Genomic DNA, 23,038 nt, shown 5'->3' on the forward strand with positions numbered 1-23,038 from the left:
CGGCCGACACGGGCGGGAAAAGGAGCGAGGACATGCTGCGGGGCGGGACTGTCGGACGACGCTTCACGATCTTGTACGCGGCGGGGTACCTCGTCTCCGGGATCGTGCTGCTCGTCCTGACCTACGTCATGTCCGGCGTACGGCTCTCCGCGCCCGCGCCCGGAAACGTCCCTCCTGCGAGCGGCTCCTCCGACCTCGCCGCCGCACACGAGCAGATCCGGGGCCTGCAGAAGCAGCTCGCGGAGGTGCAGGCCCAGCAGGAGCACCGGATGCTCGTCGCCTGGCTCCTCGCGCTGGTGGTGATGGTGGGCCTCTCGCTCCTGCTCGGCCGTCTCCTGGCCCGGCGGGTCCTGCGTCCGTTGCGGCTCATCACGGCGGCGACGCGGCGGATCTCCGCGGAGAACCTCCACGAGCGGCTCGCGGTGCCCGGCCCGGACGACGAGGTCAAGGAGCTCGCCGACACCGTCGACGGTCTCCTCGAACGCCTGGAGGCCTCGTTCGTCGCGCAGCGCCGCTTCGTCGGCAACGCCTCGCACGAACTGCGCACCCCGCTGGCGACGATCCGGGCGTCCCTGGACGTGGCCGTCGCCAAACCGGAGCCCGCGGCCCAGACCCTCGCGCTCGCCGGCCGGGTACGGACCGAGCTGAACCGCGTGGACCACCTGCTCGACGGGTTCCTCCTCCTCGCCCGTGCGCAGCACGGCGCCTTCGCCGACCGGACCCTCGTGTCGCTGGGTGAGCTGGCGCGGGAGGCGCTGGGCGGCCGGGCTCCCGACATCGCGGCGAAGGGCCTGGCCGTGGACGCCGGGGCGGAAGAGGCGGCGTGGACGCGGGGCAGCGCGGTGCTGCTGTCCCGGATGGTGCAGAACGTCGTCGACAACGCGATCGCGCACAACGAGGACGGGGGTCCGATCCGGGTCGCCACCGACAGCGACGGCTCCGGCGTGCACCTGGTCGTCGAGAGCGGCGGACCGGTCCTCGACCAGGGCCGGGTGGACCGCTTGGGGCAGCCGTTCGAGCGGCTCGGCGCGGCCCGTACGGGATCGGAGGGGGGTTCGGGCCTGGGCCTGTCGATCGTGGCGGCGATCGTCGCCGCGCACGGCGGGGACCTCGTCCTGCTCGCCCGTCCGGAGGGCGGTCTGCGTGTCGCGGTGACGCTGCCGTCGGCCTCCCTGGAGAACGACGCGGTGCGGACGGGGGTGCGGGCGTGAGGGTTCTGGTCGTGGAGGACGCGCGGTCGCTCGCCGAGGTCGTCGCCGAGGGTCTGCGGGATCAGGGGATGGCCGTCGACCTGGCGCACGACGGCCTCGCGGCCGCCGCCAAGCTCGATGTGAACGCGTACGAGGTGGTGGTCCTCGACCGGGATCTGCCCGGCATCCACGGTGATGTGCTCTGCCAGATGATCACCGGGCGGGACGACCGTCCGATGGTGCTGATGCTGACCGCGGCCGGGGCGCCCGGCGACCGGGTCAGCGGGCTCACGCTCGGCGCCGACGACTACCTCGCCAAGCCGTTCCACTTCCCCGAACTGATCCTGCGCATCCGGGCCCTGGCCCGCCGCAGGCCGGCCGCCCGCCCCCGTACGCTGCGTGCCGCCGGTCTCGAACTCGACCCGGTGCGCCGCACCGCCGTCCGGGACGGCCGCCCGCTCGCCCTGTCGGTCAAGGAGTTCGCCGTCCTGGAGGCGCTCCTGCGGGCCAGTCCCGGGTTCCTGAGCGCGGAGGCTCTCCTGGAGCAGGTGTGGGACGAGAACGCGGATCCGTTCACCAACACGGTGACGGTCACGGTCGGCCGCTTGCGCCGGAAGCTGGGCAGCCCGCCGGTCATCACGACGACGACCGGCGTGGGCTACCGCATCGCCGACGACGCTGCGACCGGCTGAACTCAGCCCTCGCTCATCGGCTGGGTGGCCGCCAGCCGCTCCAACAGATGGGCGAGTTGGGCCTGTTCGTCCTCGTCGAGCCCGGCGAGGAGCCGGCGCTGGTTGTCGAGGTGGACCGCGATCAGTTCGTCGGTCAGGGCGACGCCCTCGGGGGTGAGGGTGATGAGGCGTCCGCGCGAGTCGGCCTCGTCGACGGTCCTGGCGACCAGTCCGCGGGCTTCGAGCCGGTCGACGCGCTTGGTGATGGCACCGGTGGTGACGAGGACGGTGCGGCTCAGCTCGCCCGCGGAGAGGGCGTAGGGCTCGCCGGTCCGCCGGAGCGCGGCGAGCAGGTCGAAGTCGCCGCTGCCCAGGCCGGCGTCGGCGAAGGGCGGGCGCAGCTGCTGGTCGAGGGTGTGGGTGAGGCGGAAGAGCCGGCCGATGACGAGCATCGGGGACGCGTCCAGATCCGGGCGCTCTCGTGTCCACTGGTCGACGATGGCTGCGATGGCGTCGGGCTGCATCTCTTCACCTTATCTTCCACGGATGATAAATTATCTTCCGTGGAAGATACTCGCGTTCACGAGGCCGCCGCACCCCTCCCCCACAGCACCGACACCCCCTCCCCCGCGCGCCGCAGGCTCATCGCCTCCAGCCTGGCCACCTCCCTGGGCGACGGCATCTACGTGCCGCTGACCATGCTGTTCATCCACGGCCTCACCGGTCTGTCCCTCACGTCGATCGGCACGGGGCTCACGATCGCCGGGCTCAGCGCCCTGGCCTTCATGCCGACCGCGGGGACCCTCATCGACCGCTTCGGCGGCCGCCGCGTGCTCATCGGGGTGCTCGCGCTGCGCGCGATCGGCTTCGCCGCGTACCCGTTCGCCGACTCCTACCCCGCCTTCCTGACGATCGCCCTGGTGGTGGCGGTCGGAATGTGGGCGTCCGCGCCGAGCCAGCAGTCGCTCATCGGCGACCTCGCCCGGGGCGCCGAACGGGACCGGCTCCTGGCGTGGGACCGCAGCCTGCGCAACGCCGGGATGGGCGGCGGCAGTCTGGCGGCGGCGGGCATGCTCGCGTGGAACGGCACCACCGGCTTCATCGTCGCCGCCGAGGTGCTGGCCGCGGTCTTCGCCGTCGCGGCCGTACTGGTCGCCCGGATCCCCCAGGTCCGCAGCGCCACCAAGCACCGGGAGACGCGCGGCGGTTACCGCCAGGTGCTCGCCGACCGGCCCTATCTCCTCCTGACGACGGCCAACTTCCTCATCGCCTTCGGCTACACCGCCCAGGCCATGGCCCTGCCCGTCTTCCTCACCCGCGACGTCGCCATGCCCGACGCCCTGGCGGGGGCGGTCTTCGCGGTCAACACCGTTCTGGTCGCGGCACTCGGCGTACCGGCGGCCCGCCTGACCTCGCGCGGCCGACGCACCCGCACGGCCGCCCTCGGCGCGGTCACCTTCGCGCTCTCGTTCGCCGCGTTCGGGGCGCTCCCCCGGCTGGTCCACGGCGCGGACGCGCTGGTCGCGGTCCTGGCCGTCGCCGTGCTCTACACCGCCGGCGAACTCGTCCACTCCGCCCCCTCGCAGAGCCTCTCCGTCCAGGCCGCCCCCGACCACCTGCGCGGCCGCTACCTGTCGGTCCACCAGCTGTCCTGGTCGGTGTGCCGCACCGTGGCCCCCATGCTCCTGGGCTTCCTGCTCGACACGGGACCGTGGCACCTGTGGGCGGTACTCGCCGCGCTCGTCCTCACCGGCGCGGCCGTCCTCCTGTGCGCGGAACGCTCGCTCCCGGCCCACACGAACATGCCCGTGTGAGGTGGACTGGGCGACCGCCCGTACTGTTGCATCGGGAGGCGAGGGGGAGGTTCGTCGTGCGAGACGCGCTGCTGCTGGGACTGGCCGGGAACCCGGCTCTGCCCGCCGACCTGTTCGCCCGGCTGGCGGCCACGGGCGACGACGACGTCCTGTACGCCCTGGCCACGCGGGAGCAGCTGACCACGGCTCAGGCCGGAGCGCTGCTCGCCGCCGGCGACCCTACGCTCACGACCTCTCTGATACGGAGCGGGCGGGTGCCGTGGCCGGACGTTCCCGAAGAGCACCCCGGGCGGGCACTGGACGCGGTGCTGGGCGGAGTGGCACCCCTGGCCGTCTGGTGGGAAGCCGCCGCCGATCCCGACGCCGGGGTGCGGCAGGAGGTCGCCTACGAACTCGACGCGCCGAACGAGGTCGTCGCCGCCCTCGCCCATGACGCGGACCCGGGGGTCGTGGCGAGCGCCGCCGGCCACCCCCGTCTCCCACCGGGACTCCTCCCGGGTCTCGCCCGCCACCCCAGTACGGTGGTACGGGAGGCGGTCGCCGACAACGAGAACGCGCCCGCCGATGTGCTCGGCGCCCTTCTCGCCGACGGCGGTCACCCGGCCCCGACCCGCTGCGGCGCCTGCCACCGGCGCGAAACGCCCTGCCGCGACCACGCGCCCGGCGTCCGCCGCGTCCGGCTGGCGGCAGCAGCCCATCCGGCCGTGCCACCGGAGGGACTCGCCCCGTTCCTGGACGCGCCCGAGGTGTGGACGGTCACGTCGTTCGCGGCCCGCACCGACCTGCCGACCGGCTTCCTCGAACGGCTCGCCGAGCACCCCGCCGACGACGTCCGCGCCGTGGTCGCCGCCAACCCGGCCGTCCCCGAACCCCTCCTGCGGACACTCGCCGCCGACCCGGCTCCGGACGTCCGCCGAGCCGTCGCAGCGAACCCGGCCGTCCCGCTCGACCTGCTCATCACCGTCGCGACCCACGAGCGACTGCCGGACGAACCGGCACCGCGCGTCGAATCAGCCACGGAGACCGAACTCCACGCCCTCGCCACGAGTCGCGTGGCTCAGGTCAGAGCACTGGTCGCACACCGCACCGAGCTCTCCGCCGCCCTCGTCGAACAGCTCGTCACCGACCCGGACCCCGGGGTCGCCCGGCGCATCGCGGCCCACCCGGCACGCACCCCCAAGCAGCTCGCCGCACTGGTGGAACGCCACGGGCCGCCCGTCTACACCGCCGCCGTCCGCCACCCCGGCTGCCCCGCCGCCCTGCTCCACCACATCGCTTCGTCCCCCGCCGCCGGCCGTCGCGTACTGCGGGACATAGCCCGGCACCCCGCAGCTCCCCCGGAGACGCTGCTCCTCTGCCTGGCGGCCGAGTCCCCGGACGTACGGGAATACGCGGCCACCCACCCGGCCCTCCCGGTAGCGGTCCTGCAGTCACTCATCGACGGCCCGGACGAGGCGCTGGCCCGTGCGGCCGCGGAGAACCCCTCGCTGCCGGAACCCCTGATGGAACGGATCACCCGGGAGGGCCTGTGAAAAGTGAGCCTCCGATGTCGCCCCTCCCCCCGCGCCGACTGGCTCTCCTCGGGGGCGGCTTCTCCACAGAGGGCGACGGGCTGCTCGACGACTGGGTGCTCGGTCATGTGCGCGCCGCTCGTCCCAAGGTCTGCTTCGTCCCCACGGCCAGTGGTGACGCCCCGGGTTACGTCGAGCGGTTTCTCGACGCCTACCGGTCGCGCAGCTGTGTACCCAGTGTCCTCCCCCTGTTCCGGCGCGAGCTCGACGACGACGCCCTGCAAGCGTTCCTGCTCTCGCAGGACGTCGTGTACGTGGGCGGGGGCAACACCGCGAACCTGCTCGCGGTGTGGCGGGCGCACGGAGTGGACCGCCTGCTGCGCGAGGCGTACGACCGGGGGACGCTGCTGTGCGGGATCAGTGCCGGCGCCAACTGCTGGGCCGACGGCTCGCACACCGACTCCTTCGGGCCGCTGACCCATCTGTCCGACGGCTTGGGCCTGCTGCCCGGCTCGGTCTGCCCCCACTACGACAGTGAGCCGGGGCGGCGCGCGTCCTACCGGGCCGCCGTGGCGAGCGGTGCGCTTGCCGGTGGTTGGGCGGTGGAGGACGGTGTCGGTGCGCTGTTCACGGAGGGCCGGCTGACGGACGCCGTGAGCCGGGTCCCGCAGGCGCGGCTGTACCGGGTGGAGCCGGACAAGGACGGTGGGGTGAGGGAATCGACCCCCTCCTGTCGGCTCCTGGGAGTCACTCGCAGCGGTACGTGAAGGTGCCCTCCGCCGTGTGGGAGGTGGGGGACGTGATCACCAGGCGGGCCACCGCGTGGTGGGTGCCTCGGCCCTCGAAGGTCCAGAGGAGGTGGAGTCGGGCCTCTTTCTCTCCGCGGGGCACCGTCTCGTGCAGCGGTGCGGAGCGGGTGCCGTCGCTGCGTTCCCAGTGGTACGTGAGGGTGCCCGGGCGCCCGTCGGTGTGGACGACGGCCTGGACGTTCGCCGTGGCGCCGCAGGTGAGTGGCTGCGCGGGGGCCTTGACCTCGACGGACCGCACCGCGACCCGGGGGCCGTACTCGCGCCACGCGAGAAGGGCCAGGACGGCGAGCAGGATCACGGCCGCCGGCGCGTACCGCAGGGGCCACCGGGTGCGGGGCCTGCGGGGTGGTGGGGTGCCGGGCAGGGTGCCGTGCCAGATCTGGGCCGCCGTGGGCGTGTTCTCGGCGCGTCGGGCGGCGGCCGCGGTCACCCCCGGGCCGAAGCGGAGGACTTCGCCCTCCACCCGGTCGGGCGTCGGGTCCGGCGTGGGGCCCTGGAACCAGTGGCTGCCCAGTTCGGTGGCGCTGTAGTCGTCGTTCACGTGATCACACACCGCCTGATGAAGATCTGCTGGAAGGAGCCGCCGTTCGCGGCGGCGGGATCCGTGGTCGCGCGCACTCCCCAGTAGCAACCGGCGCCCCGGACTTCGTGCTGGAGGGTCAGGGTGTAGCGGTCCGCTCCCTCTCGCCGGACGGTCTCTGAGCCGTCCGGTGTGCCCGGCGCGTCCTTCTCGTCGCTGGTGGACCACTCGACGAGGAGGGTCACCGGGCCCGTTCCGTCCGTCGTGAACTCGACGGTGGTCTCGGCCGTCGTCGGCCCGGTCTGGCGCAGGCTCGTGACGGAGACGGAGGTGACCGAGACCGGCGGCGACGTCGGGGGCGTCGTCGGTGGGGTGGTGGGGGGAGTCGTCGGGGGGCTGGTCGGTGGAGTCGTGGGCGGCGTGGTGGGTGGGGGCGTCGGTTCCGTCGTGGTGGGGGTGGGTGGTGGTGTCGTGGTCGGCGGGGGTGAGGTCGTCGGGGTTTCCGGCGTGGCAGAGGGCTCCTCCGTCGTCGGAGACGTACTCGGGTCCGCTGGACCGGGGCTCGGGCTCGGTGACGTGTTCGTCGTCGCGAAGGCCTGCGCGGCCTCGTCTCCGTCCGACTGCTCTCCCCCCGCCTGCGCCGCGAGGGCGAGCAGCAGCGCCAGGGCGAGGGCGGCCGCGCCCGCGGGCAGCCCGTGCGGAAGCCATCGGCGCAGTCCCCGCGCCGGGGGCCGGGGCAGGGTCGTCGTGGCGAGCGCGGTCGTGCCCTGGGCCGTACCGCCCGCGGAGGGGAAGAGCAGGGGCAGCAGGGCCGCGAGGGCTGCGAGGCGGCCCCGGCCCCGCTCCTCCCAGTCCGGTCCGTACGCGGCCGTGGCCACCGACTCCAGTTCGCTGACGAACGCGTCGGCGTTCTCGGGCCGTTCGTGCGGGGCCTTGGCGAGCCCCCGGCGGATGAGCGGGCGCAGCGGCTCCGGCGCCTGGCCGTCGGGTACGGGCGCCTCCAGGTGCTGGAGGGCGAGTTCGGCGAAGTTGTCCCCCGCGAAGGGCTTGCGGCCGGTCAGGCACTCGAAGAAGGTCGCGGTCGCCGCGTAGACGTCGGCCGCGGGCGAGGCGGGGGCGCCGTTCCACTGCTCGGGTGCCATGTAGGCGGGTGTCCCGGCGATGCCGGGGCTGCTGTCCCGTCCGGCCGCGATCCCGAAGTCGACGAGCTTGGAGGACCCGTCGGCGGCGACGAGGACGTTCTCCGGCTTGTAGTCCCGGTGGACGACGCCCGCCCGGTGGGCGGCGGCGAGGCCGAGGAGCGAGCCCTTGAGGACCACGAGGGCGGCCTCGGGGCCGGTCGCGCCCTCCCGGGCGAGGAGGGCGCGCAGCGCGACGCCGTCCACCAGCTCCATGACGATGGCCGCTCCCCGCGGCGCTTCGACGTACTCGTAGAGCCCCACGACGTGGGGTGTGTCGAGGGCGCCGAGGAGCCGGGCCTCGGAGCGGAAGCCGTGGACGAACGCCTCGTCGGAGCGGAGCCGTTCGCTGAGGTACTTGACGGCGACGGGTATGCCGGTCGCGTCATGGGTGGCCAGCGCCACCCGTCCGCTGCCGCCCGCACCCAGTTCCCGGGACTCCGTGTAGCCCGGGACCACCCATGCGCTCATCCCCGCACCCCCTACGGCCGCCGTGGCAGGGCCTCGGCGAAGCCGCCCGGCCTTCCTTCCACAGGGACAGATTCTCGCCACGGCCGGTTCCCGGCAACAGTAGGCAGACGGGGTGAAAAGGGGAACGGCCCCCCACGATCGTGGAGGGCCGTCCGAGGTGCGAGGTGGTGCGGTTACGGGGTGACCTTGAGGAGCTTGTTCGCCGTGCCGGCCGAGGGGTTCTTGATGGCGTCCGCCGTCGCCGCCCCGGTCAGCGCGGCGGCCGTGTCGGCGGGCGTCGCCGACGGATTGGCCGCCAGGTAGAGCGCCGCGGCGCCCGTCACGTGCGGCGTGGCCATGGACGTTCCGGAGATCGTCTTCGTACCGGTGTCACTGTCGTTCCAGTCCGACGTGATGTCGGAGCCGGGTGCGTACAGGTCCACCACCGCACCGAAGTTGGAGAAGTCCGACTGCTCGTCGTCCTTGGTGCTGGAGGCCACGGTGATGGCTTCGGGCACCCGGGCCGGCGAGCCCTGGCCCGCGTCGGAGGACTCGTTGCCGGCCGCGACCGCGAAGGTCACGCCGGACGCGATGGCGCGCTGGACCGCGGCGTCGAGCGCCTCGTCGGCGCCGCCGCCGAGGCTCATGTTCGCGACGGAGGGCCCTGAGTGGTTCTGCGTCACCCAGTCGATGCCCGCCACGACCTGCTCGGTGGTGCCGGAGCCCTGGTCGTCGAGCACGCGCACGGCGACGATCTTCGCCTTCTTGGCGACGCCGTGGGAGGTGCCGGCGATGGTGCCCGCGACGTGCGTGCCGTGACCGTTGCCGTCGTCGGCCGAGTCGTCGTTGTCCACGGCGTCGAAGCCGTGGGTGGCCCGGCCGCCGAAGTCCTGGTGGGTGATCCGGACACCGGTGTCGATGACGTACGCGGTGACGCCCTCGCCCCCGCCGTCGGGGTAGGTGTACTTGTCGTCGCCGGCGGTCTCGGCCTGGTCGATCCTGTCCAGGCCCCAGGACGGGGGCTTCTCCTGCGTCTCCTTGATGCTGAAGCGCTTGTTCTGGACGACCGTCTCGACGGCGGGGTCGGCGGCGAGGTGCTTGGCCTCCTCGACGGTCAGGCCCGATGCGGAGAAGCCGTTGACCTCCGAGCCGTAGGAGCGCTGGAGGGTTCCGCCGTACTTCTTCGCGAGGTCCGCCTTGTTCGCGGATGCGTCGAGGATGACGACGAAGCTGCCGGAGATGGCGCCCGGGGCGCCGAGTCCGTGCACGGTGCCCTCGGCCGGGGCGGCCGCCCCGGCGAGATTGCCCGCGAGCAGCACCGCGGTGGCGGCGCCTGCTACTCCTGCGGCTATGGCCGCGTTGCGAAGTCCGCGGGATCGCTTGTGAGTTGCCATGAAAAGGGTCTCTCCTCGTGTTGACGTGTGGGGCGTCAAACGTTCGAGGGAAACCCTGTGCGAGTTGGCAGGAGCAAATCAAGTGCGAACCAGGGGTAAGGGGTTCTTCAACAAGGTTTCTTAATAAGCCCTCCGCATCGCCTCCACCTCGCACACGCCGCACCGCGAACTCCTCCTTGAAATGGGCACGTTCGGCGCGGCCCCCGAGCCGGACGGGGAGTCAGTGACGCAAGCGGGTGTTGAGGCGCGCGGCCTGGCGGGTCAGATGGTCGCGCTCCAGGAGGTCGGTCGCCTTCTTCGCCGCCTCGGCGTACAGCCGCGCCGCCGTCGCGGGATCGCCGGCGCGTTCGTGGAGGTACGCCGACACCGCCGCGTACCGGGGCAGGGCGGCGTCCAGTTCGGCGAGCGCCGCGAGACCGGCGCGCGGCCCGTCGGCCTCGCCGACGGCGACCGCGCGGTTGAGCCGGACGACCGGGCTGTCGGTCAGGCGCGCGAGTTCGTCGTACCACTCGACGATCTGCACCCAGTCGGTCTCCTCCGCCGTGAGCGCGTCGGCGTGGAGCGCGGCGATGGCGGCCTGCGCCTGGAACTCGCCGAGGCGGTCGCGGGCGAGCGCCGCCTGCAGGATCTCGATGCCCTCGGCGATCGCCCCCGTGTCCCACCGTCCGCGGTCCTGCCCGGCGAGCGGCACGAGGCTGCCGTCGGGCGCGGTCCTGGCGGCGCGGCGGGCGTGGTGGAGCAGCATGAGGGCGAGGAGCCCCGCGACCTCGGGGTGGTCGATCGCGGCTGCGAGCTGCCGGGTGAGGCGGATGGCCTCGGCGGCGAGGTCGACGTCGCCGGAGTACCCCTCGTTGAAGACCAGGTAGAGGACGCGCAGCACGGTGGCGACGTCGCCCGGGCGGTCGAGCGGTACGCCGGAGACGGTGCGCTTCGCACGGCTGATGCGTTGCGCCATGGTCGCCTCGGGCACCAGGTAGGCCCGGGCGATCTGGCGGGTGGTCAGGCCGCCGACGGCGCGCAGCGTGAGCGCGACCGCCGACGAGGGCGTCAGGGACGGGTGGGCGCAGAGGAAGTAGAGCTGGAGCGTGTCGTCCACCGAGGGCGCGGGCCCGGGGGCGGGCTCCTCGTCGACGCGGTCCTCACGGCGGCGCCGGGCGGTGTCCGCGCGGGTCGCGTCCAGGAACTTGCGCCAGGCGACGGTGACCAGCCAGCCCTTCGCGTCGCGGGGAGGATCGTCCGGCCAGACGCGGACCGCCTCCACGAGTGCGTCCTGGACGGCGTCCTCGGCCGCCGCGAAGTCGGCTCCGCGGCGGACGAGGACGGCGAGGACGCCCGGCGTGAGGCTCCGGAGCAGGACCTCGTCCATCGGTGACGTCACTCCGTGATGGTGGGCGGCGCGGCCATGAACGGGCGCAGCTCCAGCCACTCGTGGATCGGCTTCCCGTCGGCCCCGGGGGCGGCCGAGAGCTCCCCGGCGAGCTCGACGGCGCGCTCGTAGCTGTCGACGTCGATGACCATCCAGCCGGCGATGAGGTCCTTGGTCTCGGCGAACGGACCGTCGGTGACCGGCGGCCGGCCCTCTCCGTCGTACCGGACCCACGTTCCCTCGGGGGCGAGCCCCTGGGCGTCGACGAACTCGCCGGTCTTCTCCAGCCGGGCCGCGAAGTCGTGCATGTACTGGATGTGCGCCGAGATCTCCTCCGGCGTCCACTGGTCCATGGGCACGAAGCCGTCCGGGCACGGGGCGCCGCGGTAGTGCTTCAGGAGCAGGTACTTGGCCATGGTGCTCTCCTCGGTGCGGATGCGACCCATTCTGGTCGCTCTCACACCGGGGACGGAGCAGCCCACGGGTTCTCGACATCGCCGCCGGATTTTTCTTCCGGATCCGTCGGCCTGCCCAGGTACCAGACGGGGCCGGGGTCGTCCACGGGCAGCAGCCGGAAGCCGAGCCGGTCGTAGAACGCGCGTGCCGGAGTGTTCGCCCGCGCCATACAGAGGTGCACGGCGGGGACGCCGTGCCGGTGCAGGGCCTCCAGGAGGGTCGACATGAGGGCGCGGCCGTAGCCCCGGCCCTGCCATGCGGGCAGCAGGTCGATGTGGAGGTGGGCGGGGAAGTCCGTGAGTTCGTCGCGGACCATCCGCTCCGGGGTGTGCAGCAGTCCGGTCATCTCCTCGGCCGGAGTGCCGGCCGCTCCCGTGAGCGGCGGGTACCGGTCCGTCACCCGCGGCAGCCACTCTGCGCGGAACCTCCCGGCGAACGCGGTCGTGTCCGGCACCCCCAGGACGTAGCCGACGGCGTTCCCGGCACCGTCGTCCAGGACGAAGGCGAAGTCGGGTGCGAAGTCCACGTACGGGTACGCGAAGATCGTCGGCAACAGCTCGGGGTCGGGGTACAGGAGGGACGCGTCACCGCCCTCGTGCGCCGTCCTGACGCAGATGTCGCCGAGCGCGACGCGGTCCGAGGGCCGGTACGGGCGGATGAACGGTTCGGTCGTCACCCGGTGCACCCTGCCACTTTGGGAGCGCTCCCGCAGGGTTTTTCCGCAGCCGGAAGGTCACGGCGCCCGCGCAGCGGAGACAGGAGCGTCGGCAGGAAGCTCAGGCAGAGCAGGACTCCACCCGCCCAGAGGGCCGCGCGCGGCGAGGAGTACGCGCCGATGACACCGGCGAGCGCGGCGGCGAGCGCCATCGATCCGGTGAGCAGGAACCGGAAGGTGGCGTTCATGCGGCCGAGCAGAGCGGCCGGGGTCAGACGCTGACGGAGGCTCACGCCCAGGACGTTGGCCGTCCCCGTCCGTACGGCGAAGGCGAACCATCCGGCGCCCGCCACCCACCACCACCCGCCCCGGTCCATCAGCGGCACCAGGAGACCCGCCGGAGCCAGGCACAGGTCGGCCACGACCTGCCCCCGGCCGTGCCCGAACCGGTCGGCGAGCGGACGGGCGCAGCGGGCCCCGACGAACAGCCCGGCGCCCCCGATCGCCCAGAACAGACCGAGCGCGCCCGCCGACAGACCGAGGTCACGGGTGAACAGCACGGGGAGCATCGTGTTCACCATGACCGATCCGAGGTTCCCCACCGCGCCGGTGAGCGCGAGGGCGCGCAGCTCCGCGTGGCGCAGGACGTGACGCAGCCCCTCGGCGATCTGCGCGCGCAGGTTCGGCCCCGGGCCCGCGGCCTGGGCGACCGGGGTCGGGGGCGCGGGCGCGGGCGCAGGCGCAGGCGAAGGCGCGGGCGCAGGCGAAGGCGCGGGCTTGCGGGCCATCCACATCAGCTGGAGCCCCGACCCGAGGTGGGCCGCCGCGGAGCACACCACGGCGAGTGGGGCGCCCAGGAGCTGCACCAGCGCGCCGCCCGCACCCCGCCCCGCCACATTGCCCGCGGCCATCAGGCTGACCAGGGCCGAATTCGCCGGAACCAGGGCGGCGGGGCCGACGAGCCGGGGCAGGGCGCTCTGCCCGGCCACGTCGAAGAGCACCGTGGCCACGCCGTTCAGGAACACCACCGCGCACAGGCTCCAGAAGGTCAGCAGGCCGCACCACCACGCCACCGGGATCCACGCGAGGAGCGCGGCGCGCACCAGGTCCGCCGCGATCAGGACCGAACGGTGGCGCATCCGGTCGACCCACGCGCCCGCGGGAAGGCCGATGAGCAGGAACGCCGCCGTACTCAGGGAGCCGAGGAGGCCGACCTGGCCGGGCCCGGAGTCCAGGGCGAGGACGGCGATCAGCGGGACGGCGACGTACGAGACGTTCGTCCCGAGAGCGCTCAGGACGGAGGCGGAGAACAGGACGCGGAAGTCCCGCGTACGCCACGGGGACCGGGCATCACGAGGATGCCGCGCGGGCCGGGGAGACCGCGTGCGCCGGAGAGACCGCGTGCGCCGCGAGGCGGGAAGGAAGGTCGGCATGGCCGGTACGGTGGCCGGTCGTCACAGCCCGGGGCCAATGTTTTAGCCTCACGTGAATCCAAGGAACGCCGGCCTGGCAGGAGGGGGCACCCGTGCTGGAGATCGAGTTCTCGGCCGAGGACGTCGCACGCACCCGCTTCGCCATCTCACCGCTCTGGGAGGTCGTGGCCGGCGCCCGGGTGCTCCTGGGGGCCGACGAGCAGGCCCTGCACCGGCGCTGGGCCGCTCAGGTACGCGCAAGGATCGCGGCCGCGCGGCTCGATCTGACGCCGCTGACCTCGCTGGTGCCGGTCCCGGCGCCCTCCATCCCGGGTTTCCTCTGTCCGCCGCCCAGCACGTCAGGCCCGACGCTCGCCGTGGAGCTGGCCGCGCTGCGCGCCACCCCGCCCGAGCGGCTCCGGGCCTCCGCGCCCGAGGCGGGGCCCGGCGTCGACGCGCTGCGGGCCGATCCGGAGCGCGGGCTCGGGCGGCTCGCCGATGTCATCGCCGCCTTCTGGGAGCTGGCGATGGCCCCGTACTGGCCGCGGATCCAGACGCATCTGGAGGCCGACATCCAGTACCGGGCGCGCCGCTTCGCCGAGGGCGGGACGAGGACCCTCTTCGAGGACCTCGAACCCCGACTCGCCTGGAACGCGGGCACGTTGAGCGTCCAGCACCGCTTCGTGCACGGCGTGCGCAGGCTGGACGGGCGCGGGCTGCTCCTCGTGCCCTCGGCGTTCGTCTGGCCCCGGATCTTCTCGACGACGGACCCCCTGTACCAGCCGACCCTGCGCTATCCCCCGCGCGGCATCGGCACCCTGTGGGAAGCCCCGCCCGAATCGGCCTCCCAGGCCCTGTCCGGGGTCCTCGGCCGGTCGCGGGCACAGCTGCTCGCGGAGCTCACGGCCCCGGCGTCGACGACGGAACTGGCCGGGCGCACCGGCCTCACGCCCGGTGGGGTGTCCCAGCACCTCGGCGCCCTGCGCGCGGCCGGTCTCGTCTCGGCCCACCGGGCCGGACGGGCCGTGCTGTACGCACGCACGCGCGTGGCGGAGGAACTCGTCGCCGGGGCGGGTCGGTAGCGGCCCGGATCAGGGGGTTGAAGTTACCGTTGCGGCAGCTTCTACCGTCCTGACCAGGGCCGGAGAGACCGGCCCGTGACGCACTCGTGGGGAGGCGGCAATGGACTGGCCGATCGCGGAGGTCGCCCGGATGTCGGGCGTGACCGCCCGGACCCTGCGGCACTACGACGAGATCGGCCTGCTGCCGCCGGCCCGGATCGGCGCCAGCGGCCACCGCCACTACGGGGAGCAGCAGCTCCTGCGCCTGCAGCAGATCCTCGTGCTGCGGGCGCTGGGCGTGGGGCTGCCCGAGATCGGCCGGATCCTCGCCGAGCAGGTCGACGAGGTGGAGGCCCTGCGCGGCCACCACTTGCGGCTGCTCGCCGAGCGGGACCGGCTCGACGCCCTGGCCGCCACCGTCTCCCGCACGATCGGCGAACTGGAGCAGTCCAGGAAGGACGGCACAGCCATGACCGCGATCAACCGACCCGAGAACCTTTTCGAGGGCGTGCAGCCCGCCCAGTACGAGGAGAGCCTGCGCGACTTCCCCGAGCACCGCGAGGCGGTCGCCCGCCAGGTCACCGCGATGAGCCCGCAGGCGATCGAGGCGGGGCAGCGCGAGCGCACGACGCAGATGGTGCGGCTCGCCGAGCTCATGGCCGCGGGCCTGGCGGCCGACGCCGAAGCCGTACAGGCCGAGACGGACGCCCAGTACCGGGCCCTGAGGGAACTGAGGGCCGGGTCCGGGTCCAGGTCCGAGTCCGGGTCCGTGTCCGTGTCCGTGGAGGAGTTCCGCGCCATCGGGCGCTCCTGCGTGGAGAACGAGCAGTGGCGCGCGGCGTACGAGGCGATCGCGCCGGGCCTCGCCGTGTACCAGCGCGACGCCATCGAGGCGTACGCGGCGTCCAGGCTGGGCTGAACCGGCGGGGGCCGCCGGAGGGGGCCGCCGGAGGGGGCCGCCGGAGGGGGCCGCCGGAGGGGGCGCCGGCGGGTGATACCGGAGGCAGTGCGCTGTCATCTGCGGCGCACTGCCGTCCGGGACTGACTGTCAGCCATGGCGTGCTCACACGGCTGGTTTGCTGTCACCGCCGGCGTGCTGTCACCGCTGGGCCAGGCTCGCCGTCGTCGGCGGGGTCTGCGCGCCGCCCCGGGGCCCGGGGAGGTGCGGGCGGAGGTGCGGTGTCGGCGCGCCGGTCGCCGTCGCGGACAGGTCGAGGGCGGCGAGGAGAAGGAGCAGGGCGCGGCGTGCCTGTGGGGCGTCGAGGCGGGCTTCGAGGTCGGCGAGCGCGCGCCGGGCCCGGTGCCGGGCGCGGCCCGTGCGTCCGGCACGGTGGTCGGCGAAGGCGCGGGCGTAGTGGGCGAGGGCCGCGGCCCAGGCGTCGTTCGCGCAGCTCGCCTGCGCGAGAGCCCGGCGCGCGGTGCGGGCCGCCGCCGCGGGGGCGCGGTGGGCCTGGACCACGGCGAGGGCGGCCAGACTCACGGTGGGCGGCGGGCCTCCGGGGACACCGGTCGGCGTGGTGTCCGCCGCCTGCCGGTAGAACTCCGCGGCCGACTCCCGGTCCTGCCGCTGCCACGCGAGCGTCCCGTGCACATGGGCGATCCGACCGAGGAGGGCGTCGTCACCGGCCAGTACGGCCGCCGGCCAGGCGAGGGACAGCAGTCGGTGCGCCGTGCGCGGGTCCCAGGCGGCGCTGAGCCAGGCCGCGAGCCATCGGCCCCGCGCCACCAGCGGGGCGTCGGCGGGCAGCCGGGTCAGCAGGGCGTGCAGGTGGTCGCTGCCTTCGCGGGCGTGGTCGTGGACGGCCCACCAGAACCACAGGTGCAGCATGGTCTCCAGGGCCGTCTCGGCGTGACCGGTCCCGTCGCCGGCGCGGTGGACGAGGGCGATCAGGTCGTCGTGTTCGTCCCGGACGCTCTGGAGCGCCTGGCGCTGGAGGCCGGTGTTCCACAGGGTCTCGGCGACGGCCGCCACGCCACGGAAGTGGACCGCGTGCCGGTCCCGTGTCACCGTCCCTTCGCCGGCCGCCGCCAGCCGTTCCGTACCGAAGTCCCGGGCGGCCCTGGCCATCCGGTAGCGGGGCGGGCACACCGCGCCCGCGTCCCCGAGCGCCTGGAGCACCCCCATGGCGCTCAGCATCGCCAGGGCGGGGGCCACTTCGTGCGGCGCGAGGTCGGAGCCCGAGCACACGAACACCGCCGCCGCCTCCGTGAAGGGCCCGGCGAACACACTCAGCCTGCGCCAGACGCTGCGCTGCGCCGGCTCGCACAGGGCGTGGACGGCCCCGATGGACGTACGCAGCGTGCGGTGCCGCAGGAGGAGCGGGGCGGGGTCGGCCAGTCGGCACTGGCCGGATTCGAGGTGGGTGGCCAGCTCGTCCATCGTCCACTCCCCCAGTCGGCCCGCGGCGAGTTCGAGGGCCAGGGGTACGCCTTCGAGCAGCCGGCAGACCCGGGCCACGGCCGCCGGATCGGCCTCCTCGCGCCAGCCGCGCTCCCGCGCGCGGGAGACCAGGAGTTCCGCGGCGGGTGACGAACCCGGCCGGCCCGGTGCCGCCTCCAGCGGCAGGGGCGCCAGTCTGATCACCCTCTCGTCGCCGAGCCCGAGCGGCCGCCGGGCGGTCACCAGGACCCGTACCCCCGGCTGGTCCATGAGCAGCGTCTGGACCAGGCCGACGCTCTCCGTGTGCACGGGATCGACATCGTCCAGGAGGAGCAGCACGTCACCGGCAGAAACGTCGACGTCCGGCACGGGAGCGTCCGAGATGGCGAGCTCCGGCACGGCAGCGTCCGCGATGGCGCGAGCCGAGACGGCGCGGCCCGGGACGGCATGGTCCGGCGCGGCGCGGTCCGGCACGGGGCGGTCCGGCGCGGCGACATCCGGCGCAGCGAGGTCCGTTCGCATCGGGTTCCGGGACGGCCCGGCAGCGGCGAGCGCTCGGGCGACGCGCGCCGTCAACGCCCGGCGCCCCACGGGGATCCCGTCGTGCCATCGGACCCGGACCACCGTCCGCCAGGGGCCGTCGAGAGGCGGCGCGACGGCGGCCAGCGCCAGTCGGCTCTTCCCGGTCCCGGCGGCACCCGTCACGGTGACCAGCCGGTGCCCTGACAAGGCGCCCCGGAGCGCGGTGAGTTCGTCGTCGCGTCCGACCAGGGCGGGACCGCCCCGGAGGCGGTCCACGAACCGGGCATCGCGTCCCTCGTCCCGAGTCCACATCTCCGGCACCGCGCACCATCCAGATCTTCGCTGTCGCCGCCGACCCGCCAAGATCGGGAGTCGACTCAGAACCCGCAGGTCCCGGTTGCAGAACCGTCACTGCACCGGGCACCACGGCAACCCCAACGCGCTCCCCCGGCCACGGGTGGCGCGCAGGCGGGACGAACCACCCGCCGCAACGAACGATGGAACGGGTGACCGACGCGAGGAACCACGCGCTCGGACGCCGTCAACGGCCTATCCGGACCCCACCCTTCCGTTGGCTTGAATACGATCTGGTTGACGTTCCTGGCAGTTGATGATCAATTCAAGTACTCTTCGAACGCGCCGGGGGCGTCTTGGGATCACCCGGGATCAGAACCTGGGGGGGGCCAGTGACCAACGCCACCACACTCGACCTGCCGTTTCCGCCTCGCGCCAATCCGAACCAGGCATTCGTCGCGCCTCGCCACCGGGACTGGCTCATCCATCACGAGGGCCTCGCGGCGTCCACAGCCCTGCCGTCGTACGAGAAGTGGGACGTACCGCGACTCGCCGCGTTCACCAGCCCTGATTCCGCCGCCGACGATCTCGTCCTCGCCGCGGACCTGCTCGGCTTCTATTTCCTCTTCGACGACGGCTTCGACTCGGATCTCGGGCGGGCGCCCGCGCAAGTGGCCGAGATATGCACCCGCCTGACGGCCCTTCTGCACGGGAGCGGTCCCGCCCCCGAGGTCCGCACCCCCGTCGAGAAGGCCTTCGCCGATCTCTGGGAGCGGAGCGCCCGCGGCATGTCCGCGCGGTGGCGGGCGCGGTCCGCCTACAACTGGGAGTGGTACTTCGCGTGCCACCCCGCCGAGGCCGCCGGCCGGCTCTCCGGGCGGCTCCCGGACCGGGAGAGCTATCTGGCGCTGCGCCGCGGGACGGCCGCCATGGAGACCCTCTTCGACATGGTCGAGCGGCTCAACCGCTTCGAGCTGCCGCAGGAGGTGCTGCACCACCCGACGCTCCGCCGGATGCGTCAACTGGCTGCCGACATACCGTCGTTCACCAATGACGTGCATTCGTACGCGCAGGAGCTCGCCCGTGGGGACGTCGCCAACATGGTGATGATCGTCCGCGAGGAACGCGGCGGCACCCCCGAGGAGGCGGCGGTGCAGGTGATGCGCGAGGCCCAGGCGATGGTCGACCGCTTCGTCGCGCTGTCCTCCGAAGTACCGGACATCTGCGACCTCTTCGAGCTGAAGCCGACCGCACGCGAGGCGGCTCGCCGCTACGTCGACGGCCTCGCCGCCTGGATCGCCGGTTACCACCGCTGGGAGATCGACACCGGCCGCTACGACCACTGAGCGGCACGACGAGGGAGCCGCACAACCGCCGAGTCGCACGACCACGGAGCCCCACGACCGCCAAGCCGCACGCCCCACGGAGCCCCACGCCCGCTCGGCCGCACGACCACGGAGCCCCACGACCGCCGAGCCGCACGATCCCTGAGCCGCACGACCGCTCGCCTTCCGGCCTCAGGGAATGAGGACGACCTTGCCGAGGTTCCGCCGGGACTCGACGAGTTCGTGGGCGCGTGCCGCTTCGGCGAGCGGGATCTCCGCGGCGACCCGGGGGCACAGCACCCGGTCGCGATGGAGATCCCACAGCTCGTCGCGCCAGCGTGCGTACACCTCCGGCTTGCCCCGCGCGATGGCCGCCATCTGGAAGCCGATCACCGACGCGCCCCGGACCAGGAGCTCGTACGCGTCGATCGTGCCGCCGCCCGAGCTGAAGGCGACCAGCCGGCCTCCGGGGGCGAGCGCGCGCACCGCGGGTCCGAGGAGTTCGCCGCCGACGCCGTCGATGACGATGTCTACGGGATCACCCCAGGACTCGTCCTCGTACAGCACGACCTCGTCGGCGCCGAGGGAACGCACGAACTCCGCCTTGTCCGGGCTGCCGACGGCCGCGACGACGCGGGAGGCGCCGCCCGCCCTGGCGTACTGGAGGGCGAGCGTGCCGACCGCGCTGGCGGCCGCGGTGACCGTGACGGCGTCGCCGGGGCGGGGGTGGCCGGCCTCGTAGGCGCCGCGCGCCACGAGGCCGCTGCGGACCAGGGCCACGGCGTCGACGGCGGTCGCCCCGTCGGGGATGTGGGAGGCCAACACCTCATGGACGAGGGCAAGTTCGGCGTAGGCATGGGAGAAGCAGAGGCCGGTGACGCGGTCGCCCACCGAGTAGCCGGTGACGCCTTCGCCGACGGCGGCGACCGTGCCCGCCACCTCGCCGCCGAGCGGTCCGGGTTCGGCCGCTTCGCGCACCTTGCGTACGGCGGGCAGGGTGACACCGACCGCTTCGGACCGGACGAGCAGCTCCCCCGGGCCGGGCTCCGGCACCGGGGCTTCCTCGACGAAGAGGACCTCGGGACCGCCGGTCACTTCATGGCGGACACGACGCATGGACACCTCCAGGTGCGGCACGAACACAGAATCATTGGGAGCCCCAACGATCTCCACCGTAAAGGCATACCATTGGGAAGTCCAATGAATTCGGGATAGCCTGACGCTCATGACTCCCACGGAAGCCCCGCACGCCCTGGCGCACATCCAGTCCCTGCCGAGCTGGCTGCTCGGCCGCGTGGCGGCGCGCGGCCGGGACCTGGTCGCCGAGGCGATCGCCGGGGAGGGACTGAAGCTCCCGCAGCACGCCGTGCTCGCGGCGGTGTCCGAGTACGGCCCGGTCGCCCAGGCCGATCTGGTGCGCCGACTGGGCTTCGACGCGAAGGACGTGGTCCTCCTGCTCAACCACCTGGAGGAGGCCGGGTTCGCGCGACGGCAGCCCGATCCGCGCGACCGGCGCAAGAACGCGGTGACGGTGACACCGGCGGGAGCTCAGGTCCTGGAGCGGTGCGCGAAGCTGGCCGAGCGCGCCAACTCCGAGCTGTTCGCGCCGCTCAGCGCGGCGGAGGCCGGACAGCTGATGGACCTGCTGACCCGGGTGTACGAGGGATAGCGCCGGCCGGCGGTCGTCAGCCGAGAGAAACGCATTGTCGCGCCGCCGGCCGGGAGAAATCCTTTGGCGTGCCGTCGGCCGCGACCGCATCCTTCAGTGCGTGAACACCCCACACGACTCCGCACAGACGGCCGTCACCTTCCCTGTCAGGGTGCGTGACCTCCTGCCCCGGGATCTGCCGGCGTGCACCTGGTCGGGCTCGGCCACCCACCTGCGCCACGTGGAACAGGAGCTGGCGCGCGCCGCGCTGGGCGAGGTGGACTACCTGGCCGTGTGCACGCCGACGGATCTGCCGGTCGCGATCGGCGGCGTCGACTACCGGGTCTCCGCAGGAGCCGGAACCCTGTGGCAGCTCGCCGTGCTGCCGGCGCTGCAGTCCTGCGGCCTGGGAACGCTGCTCGTCCGAGCAGCCGAACAACGGATCCGGGACCGCGGGCTGCGCACGGCCGAACTCGCCGTGGAGGAGGACAACCCCCGGGCACGCGCCCTGTACGAGCGCCTCGGCTATGTCGCGTACGGCCGCGAGCCGGACGCCTGGGACGAGGAGGCGCCCGACGGCTCGGTCCGGCGCCACGAGACGATGTGCATTCTCCTACGAAAGCCCCTCTGACCCCGCCGCAGCCGCCGCCTTGCCCTACGGGACGTTCCACGCCGCGATGACGGGGTGGCCGTCCTCGGTGGTCAGGAAGCCGAGGGTGCCCGGGTGCGGGTGGCCCAGCAGATGGCTCGCGGAGGCGTCGAGGCCGAGCCAGCGCGCGGTGAGGACGCGCGCCAGGTGGCCGTGCGCAACCACGGCTACATCGCCCTCCGCCAGTAGTGGACGGATGCGGGCCAGGACCGCGTCCGTGCGTGTGGCGACCTGTGCGAGCTCCTCGCCGGGGTGGTCCGCGTCGCCGGGCACGACGCCGTCGCGCCACAGGTCCCAGCCCGGCCTCGTGGCGCGGATCTGCTCGGCGGTCAGGCCTTCGTAGCCGCCGTAGTCCCACTCCAGCAGGTCGGGATCGGGCTTGGCGCCGGTCAGACCCGCGAGTTCGGCCGTCCGCATGGCGCGGCTCAGCGGGCTGCTGAACACGGCGACCAGACGCCGGCCGGCCAGCTTCGGAGCAAGCGCGCGGGCCGCGGCCTCGCCCGCTTCGGTCAGCGCCACGTCGGTCCGTCCGGCGTGTCGGCCCGACAGGCTCCACCCGGTCTGACCGTGCCTGATCACTATCAGCTCACCCATGGCCGCGCACGCTATCCGATCTCGACGCGCTCCGAGGCGACTTCGTCGTCTTCACCGACGCCGGCGCACCGCACCGCCCTACGCGTGACCCGCGTCGATCAGGTATTCGGCGAGGTCGCGGGCCGCCGCCCCCGGTTCGCTGCCGGGGCGCGTCGCGCCGGCGGCGAGGAGGCCGTCGACGAGGAGGAGCAGCTGGTCGGCGGCGAAGCCGGGGCGGGCGTGCCCGAGGGCGGTGAACTCGTCCGTGAACAGGCCGTGGAGGGTCTGCCGGTACGCCCTGGTGACCTCGTGGCCGGGGTGCTCCGGGTCGGTGAGCGCGAGGTCGGCGGCGAGGTAGCGGCACCCGTGGAAGTCCGGGTCGGCGGCGATGGCGCCGAGCCGGTCGACGACCGCGAGGAGCCGGGCGCGGGGGTCGTCCCCCGCGGCGTCCATCGTGGAGCGGTACCGCTCGACGTCCTCGGCGGTGCTGCGGCGGAGCACCTCGGCGATGAGACCGTCCTTGCCGCCGAAGTGCTCGTACAGCGAACGGCGGGCGACGCCGGCGCCCTTGAGCAGGGCGTCCACGCCGATGCCGACACCCTGGGTGTACGTCAACTCCTGGGCGGCGAGCAGGAGTCGCTCGCGGGGGCCGGGCTTCACGGAAGTGCTCATGCCTCGATTCTGCAGCACTTGACACGGTAGATCAACCGGTCTATCTATTTCCTCGTAGACCGAACGGTCTATCTCTTCTGAGGAGGCGTCCATGCCCGTACGCACCACCGCCGAAGTCATCGACCGTTTCAACCGCGCCTTCACCGACCGCGAGCCCGGCCTCCTGGCCGACCTGATCGCCGAGGACTGCGTCATGGAGAGCGTCCAGCCCGCGCCGCGCGGGGAGCGGGTCTCCGGGCGCGAGGCCTGTACGCAGTGGTGGACGGCCCTGGTCGACGACCCCGGCGCGCAGTTCACCCCACAGGAGGTGATCGTGGCGGGCGACCGCGCGACGATCGTCTGGACCTACCGCTTCGGCGACGGCGCCGACCAGTGGGTGCAGGGCGTCAACGTCATGCGGGTGACGGACGGCCGGATCGTCGAGGCGCTCGGCTTCAGCAAGACCGCGGGCGAGGGCCCCCTGGCCGCCGAGTCCGACGCCGAGTGAC

23 protein-coding genes are annotated in these 23,038 nt (G+C 73.5%); 11 read left to right on the forward strand and 12 right to left on the reverse strand.

The annotated features are described in order from the left end of the window. Positions 1–32 precede the first annotated feature (32 nt). Together ACWGN5_RS03575 and ACWGN5_RS03580 are read left to right on the forward strand one after the other, a co-directional pair. Positions 33–1,211 (forward strand): sensor histidine kinase, encoded by a 1,179-nt coding sequence (locus ACWGN5_RS03575; protein ID WP_453510953.1) that lies wholly within the window; start codon positions 33–35, stop codon positions 1,209–1,211. Further along, positions 1,208–1,882 (forward strand): response regulator transcription factor, encoded by a 675-nt coding sequence (locus ACWGN5_RS03580; protein WP_453510954.1) that lies wholly within the window; start codon positions 1,208–1,210, stop codon positions 1,880–1,882. The genes ACWGN5_RS03575 and ACWGN5_RS03580 overlap by 4 nt, the downstream gene beginning before the upstream one ends. Before the next feature lie 2 nt (positions 1,883–1,884). Here the strand turns inward: ACWGN5_RS03580 and ACWGN5_RS03585 are convergent, their stop codons facing one another. Further along, positions 1,885–2,385, reverse strand: a complete 501-nt coding sequence (locus tag ACWGN5_RS03585; RefSeq protein ID WP_453510955.1) for a MarR family winged helix-turn-helix transcriptional regulator — start codon at positions 2,383–2,385, stop codon at positions 1,885–1,887. Positions 2,386–2,424: 39 nt separating this feature from the next. Between ACWGN5_RS03585 and ACWGN5_RS03590 the strand changes: the two genes are divergently transcribed. Genes ACWGN5_RS03590 through ACWGN5_RS03600 form a run of 3 tightly spaced genes read left to right on the forward strand, consistent with a single transcriptional unit; the run spans position 2,425 to position 5,953 of the window. After that, the gene (locus ACWGN5_RS03590) at positions 2,425–3,675 is read left to right on the forward strand and encodes an MFS transporter (protein ID WP_453510956.1); all 1,251 of its coding nucleotides are present in this window, start codon (positions 2,425–2,427) and stop codon (positions 3,673–3,675) included. A 56-nt stretch (positions 3,676–3,731) separates the two neighbouring features. Beyond that, positions 3,732–5,207: a hypothetical protein gene (locus tag ACWGN5_RS03595; protein WP_453510957.1), complete on the forward strand. Its 1,476-nt coding sequence runs from the start codon at positions 3,732–3,734 to the stop codon at positions 5,205–5,207. 14 nt (positions 5,208–5,221) lie between these two features. Next, positions 5,222–5,953 (forward strand): Type 1 glutamine amidotransferase-like domain-containing protein, encoded by a 732-nt coding sequence (locus tag ACWGN5_RS03600; protein ID WP_453510958.1) that lies wholly within the window; start codon positions 5,222–5,224, stop codon positions 5,951–5,953. On the opposite strand, the gene ACWGN5_RS03605 is transcribed toward ACWGN5_RS03600, so the two are convergent. The 7 genes from ACWGN5_RS03605 to ACWGN5_RS03635 all read right to left on the reverse strand — a co-directional run bounded on the left by ACWGN5_RS03605 (position 5,934) and on the right by ACWGN5_RS03635 (position 13,447). Next, on the reverse strand, positions 5,934–6,536 hold the full coding sequence (locus tag ACWGN5_RS03605) for a hypothetical protein (RefSeq protein WP_453510959.1): 603 nt from the start codon (positions 6,534–6,536) through the stop codon (positions 5,934–5,936). The two genes, ACWGN5_RS03600 and ACWGN5_RS03605, sit on opposite strands and share 20 nt — an antisense overlap. After that, positions 6,533–8,164 carry a protein kinase domain-containing protein gene (locus ACWGN5_RS03610; RefSeq protein WP_453510960.1) on the reverse strand — a complete coding sequence of 544 codons (1,632 nt, stop codon included), beginning with the start codon at positions 8,162–8,164 and terminating at the stop codon, positions 6,533–6,535. The genes ACWGN5_RS03605 and ACWGN5_RS03610 overlap by 4 nt, the downstream gene beginning before the upstream one ends. A gap of 173 nt (positions 8,165–8,337) precedes the next feature. Further along, a complete protein-coding gene (locus tag ACWGN5_RS03615; RefSeq protein WP_453510961.1) occupies positions 8,338–9,537 on the reverse strand; it encodes a S8 family serine peptidase in 1,200 nt (399 codons plus the stop codon). A gap of 220 nt (positions 9,538–9,757) precedes the next feature. Then, positions 9,758–10,903, reverse strand: a complete 1,146-nt coding sequence (locus ACWGN5_RS03620) for an RNA polymerase sigma factor (protein WP_453511152.1) — start codon at positions 10,901–10,903, stop codon at positions 9,758–9,760. A gap of 8 nt (positions 10,904–10,911) precedes the next feature. Beyond that, complete coding sequence (locus ACWGN5_RS03625; protein ID WP_453510962.1) at positions 10,912–11,319, reverse strand: YciI family protein; 408 nt, start codon at positions 11,317–11,319, stop codon at positions 10,912–10,914. 41 nt (positions 11,320–11,360) lie between these two features. Next, complete coding sequence (locus tag ACWGN5_RS03630; protein ID WP_453510963.1) at positions 11,361–12,035, reverse strand: GNAT family N-acetyltransferase; 675 nt, start codon at positions 12,033–12,035, stop codon at positions 11,361–11,363. Next, on the reverse strand, positions 12,032–13,447 hold the full coding sequence (locus ACWGN5_RS03635) for an MFS transporter (RefSeq protein WP_453510964.1): 1,416 nt from the start codon (positions 13,445–13,447) through the stop codon (positions 12,032–12,034). The genes ACWGN5_RS03630 and ACWGN5_RS03635 overlap by 4 nt, the downstream gene beginning before the upstream one ends. Positions 13,448–13,539: 92 nt before the next feature. Here ACWGN5_RS03635 and ACWGN5_RS03640 point away from each other — a divergent pair, with 92 nt between their 5' ends. Together ACWGN5_RS03640 and ACWGN5_RS03645 are read left to right on the forward strand one after the other, a co-directional pair. After that, positions 13,540–14,508, forward strand: a complete 969-nt coding sequence (locus tag ACWGN5_RS03640) for a DUF5937 family protein (protein ID WP_453510966.1) — start codon at positions 13,540–13,542, stop codon at positions 14,506–14,508. 100 nt (positions 14,509–14,608) lie between these two features. Then, a complete protein-coding gene (locus ACWGN5_RS03645) occupies positions 14,609–15,406 on the forward strand; it encodes a MerR family transcriptional regulator (RefSeq protein WP_453510967.1) in 798 nt (265 codons plus the stop codon). 180 nt (positions 15,407–15,586) lie between these two features. Here ACWGN5_RS03645 and ACWGN5_RS03650 read toward each other — a convergent pair whose 3' ends face one another. Next, positions 15,587–17,665: an AAA family ATPase gene (locus ACWGN5_RS03650; protein ID WP_453510969.1), complete on the reverse strand. Its 2,079-nt coding sequence runs from the start codon at positions 17,663–17,665 to the stop codon at positions 15,587–15,589. A 410-nt stretch (positions 17,666–18,075) separates the two neighbouring features. Here ACWGN5_RS03650 and ACWGN5_RS03655 point away from each other — a divergent pair, with 410 nt between their 5' ends. Then, positions 18,076–19,029, forward strand: a complete 954-nt coding sequence (locus ACWGN5_RS03655) for a terpene synthase family protein (RefSeq protein ID WP_453510970.1) — start codon at positions 18,076–18,078, stop codon at positions 19,027–19,029. A gap of 171 nt (positions 19,030–19,200) precedes the next feature. On the opposite strand, the gene ACWGN5_RS03660 is transcribed toward ACWGN5_RS03655, so the two are convergent. Continuing rightward, on the reverse strand, positions 19,201–20,124 hold the full coding sequence (locus ACWGN5_RS03660; RefSeq protein WP_453510972.1) for a quinone oxidoreductase family protein: 924 nt from the start codon (positions 20,122–20,124) through the stop codon (positions 19,201–19,203). A 109-nt stretch (positions 20,125–20,233) separates the two neighbouring features. Between ACWGN5_RS03660 and ACWGN5_RS03665 the strand changes: the two genes are divergently transcribed. Together ACWGN5_RS03665 and ACWGN5_RS03670 are read left to right on the forward strand one after the other, a co-directional pair. Further along, a complete protein-coding gene (locus ACWGN5_RS03665) occupies positions 20,234–20,677 on the forward strand; it encodes a MarR family winged helix-turn-helix transcriptional regulator (RefSeq protein ID WP_453510973.1) in 444 nt (147 codons plus the stop codon). An 88-nt stretch (positions 20,678–20,765) separates the two neighbouring features. Then, positions 20,766–21,287, forward strand: coding sequence for a GNAT family N-acetyltransferase (locus ACWGN5_RS03670; protein WP_453511153.1), 522 nt, complete (start codon positions 20,766–20,768; stop codon positions 21,285–21,287). A gap of 24 nt (positions 21,288–21,311) precedes the next feature. Here ACWGN5_RS03670 and ACWGN5_RS03675 read toward each other — a convergent pair whose 3' ends face one another. Beyond that, the gene (locus ACWGN5_RS03675; protein ID WP_453510975.1) at positions 21,312–21,899 is read right to left on the reverse strand and encodes a histidine phosphatase family protein; all 588 of its coding nucleotides are present in this window, start codon (positions 21,897–21,899) and stop codon (positions 21,312–21,314) included. A 78-nt stretch (positions 21,900–21,977) separates the two neighbouring features. Next, positions 21,978–22,550, reverse strand: a complete 573-nt coding sequence (locus ACWGN5_RS03680; RefSeq protein WP_453510976.1) for a TetR/AcrR family transcriptional regulator — start codon at positions 22,548–22,550, stop codon at positions 21,978–21,980. A 91-nt stretch (positions 22,551–22,641) separates the two neighbouring features. On the opposite strand from ACWGN5_RS03680, the gene ACWGN5_RS03685 reads away from it, so the two are divergent. Continuing rightward, positions 22,642–23,037, forward strand: coding sequence for a nuclear transport factor 2 family protein (locus tag ACWGN5_RS03685; protein WP_453510977.1), 396 nt, complete (start codon positions 22,642–22,644; stop codon positions 23,035–23,037). Position 23,038 lies beyond the last annotated feature (1 nt).

It is taken from the genome of Streptomyces sp. NPDC055815, from assembly GCF_053616475.1.

What these genes read in the sequence shown, in the direction of transcription:
- ACWGN5_RS03575 (WP_453510953.1), top strand. Translation starts at nt 33, where the DNA reads ATGCTGCGGGGCGGGACTGTCGGACGACGCTTCACGATCTTGTACGCG.
- ACWGN5_RS03585 (WP_453510955.1), bottom strand. Translation starts at nt 2,385, where the DNA reads ATGCAGCCCGACGCCATCGCAGCCATCGTCGACCAGTGGACACGAGAG.
- ACWGN5_RS03600 (WP_453510958.1), top strand. Translation starts at nt 5,222, where the DNA reads ATGTCGCCCCTCCCCCCGCGCCGACTGGCTCTCCTCGGGGGCGGCTTC.
- ACWGN5_RS03610 (WP_453510960.1), bottom strand. Translation starts at nt 8,164, where the DNA reads ATGAGCGCATGGGTGGTCCCGGGCTACACGGAGTCCCGGGAACTGGGT.
- ACWGN5_RS03615 (WP_453510961.1), bottom strand. Translation starts at nt 9,537, where the DNA reads ATGGCAACTCACAAGCGATCCCGCGGACTTCGCAACGCGGCCATAGCC.
- ACWGN5_RS03620 (WP_453511152.1), bottom strand. Translation starts at nt 10,903, where the DNA reads ATGGACGAGGTCCTGCTCCGGAGCCTCACGCCGGGCGTCCTCGCCGTC.
- ACWGN5_RS03625 (WP_453510962.1), bottom strand. Translation starts at nt 11,319, where the DNA reads ATGGCCAAGTACCTGCTCCTGAAGCACTACCGCGGCGCCCCGTGCCCG.
- ACWGN5_RS03635 (WP_453510964.1), bottom strand. Translation starts at nt 13,447, where the DNA reads ATGCCGACCTTCCTTCCCGCCTCGCGGCGCACGCGGTCTCTCCGGCGC.
- ACWGN5_RS03645 (WP_453510967.1), top strand. Translation starts at nt 14,609, where the DNA reads ATGGACTGGCCGATCGCGGAGGTCGCCCGGATGTCGGGCGTGACCGCC.
- ACWGN5_RS03660 (WP_453510972.1), bottom strand. Translation starts at nt 20,124, where the DNA reads ATGCGTCGTGTCCGCCATGAAGTGACCGGCGGTCCCGAGGTCCTCTTC.
- ACWGN5_RS03665 (WP_453510973.1), top strand. Translation starts at nt 20,234, where the DNA reads ATGACTCCCACGGAAGCCCCGCACGCCCTGGCGCACATCCAGTCCCTG.
- ACWGN5_RS03675 (WP_453510975.1), bottom strand. Translation starts at nt 21,899, where the DNA reads ATGGGTGAGCTGATAGTGATCAGGCACGGTCAGACCGGGTGGAGCCTG.
- ACWGN5_RS03680 (WP_453510976.1), bottom strand. Translation starts at nt 22,550, where the DNA reads ATGAGCACTTCCGTGAAGCCCGGCCCCCGCGAGCGACTCCTGCTCGCC.
- ACWGN5_RS03685 (WP_453510977.1), top strand. Translation starts at nt 22,642, where the DNA reads ATGCCCGTACGCACCACCGCCGAAGTCATCGACCGTTTCAACCGCGCC.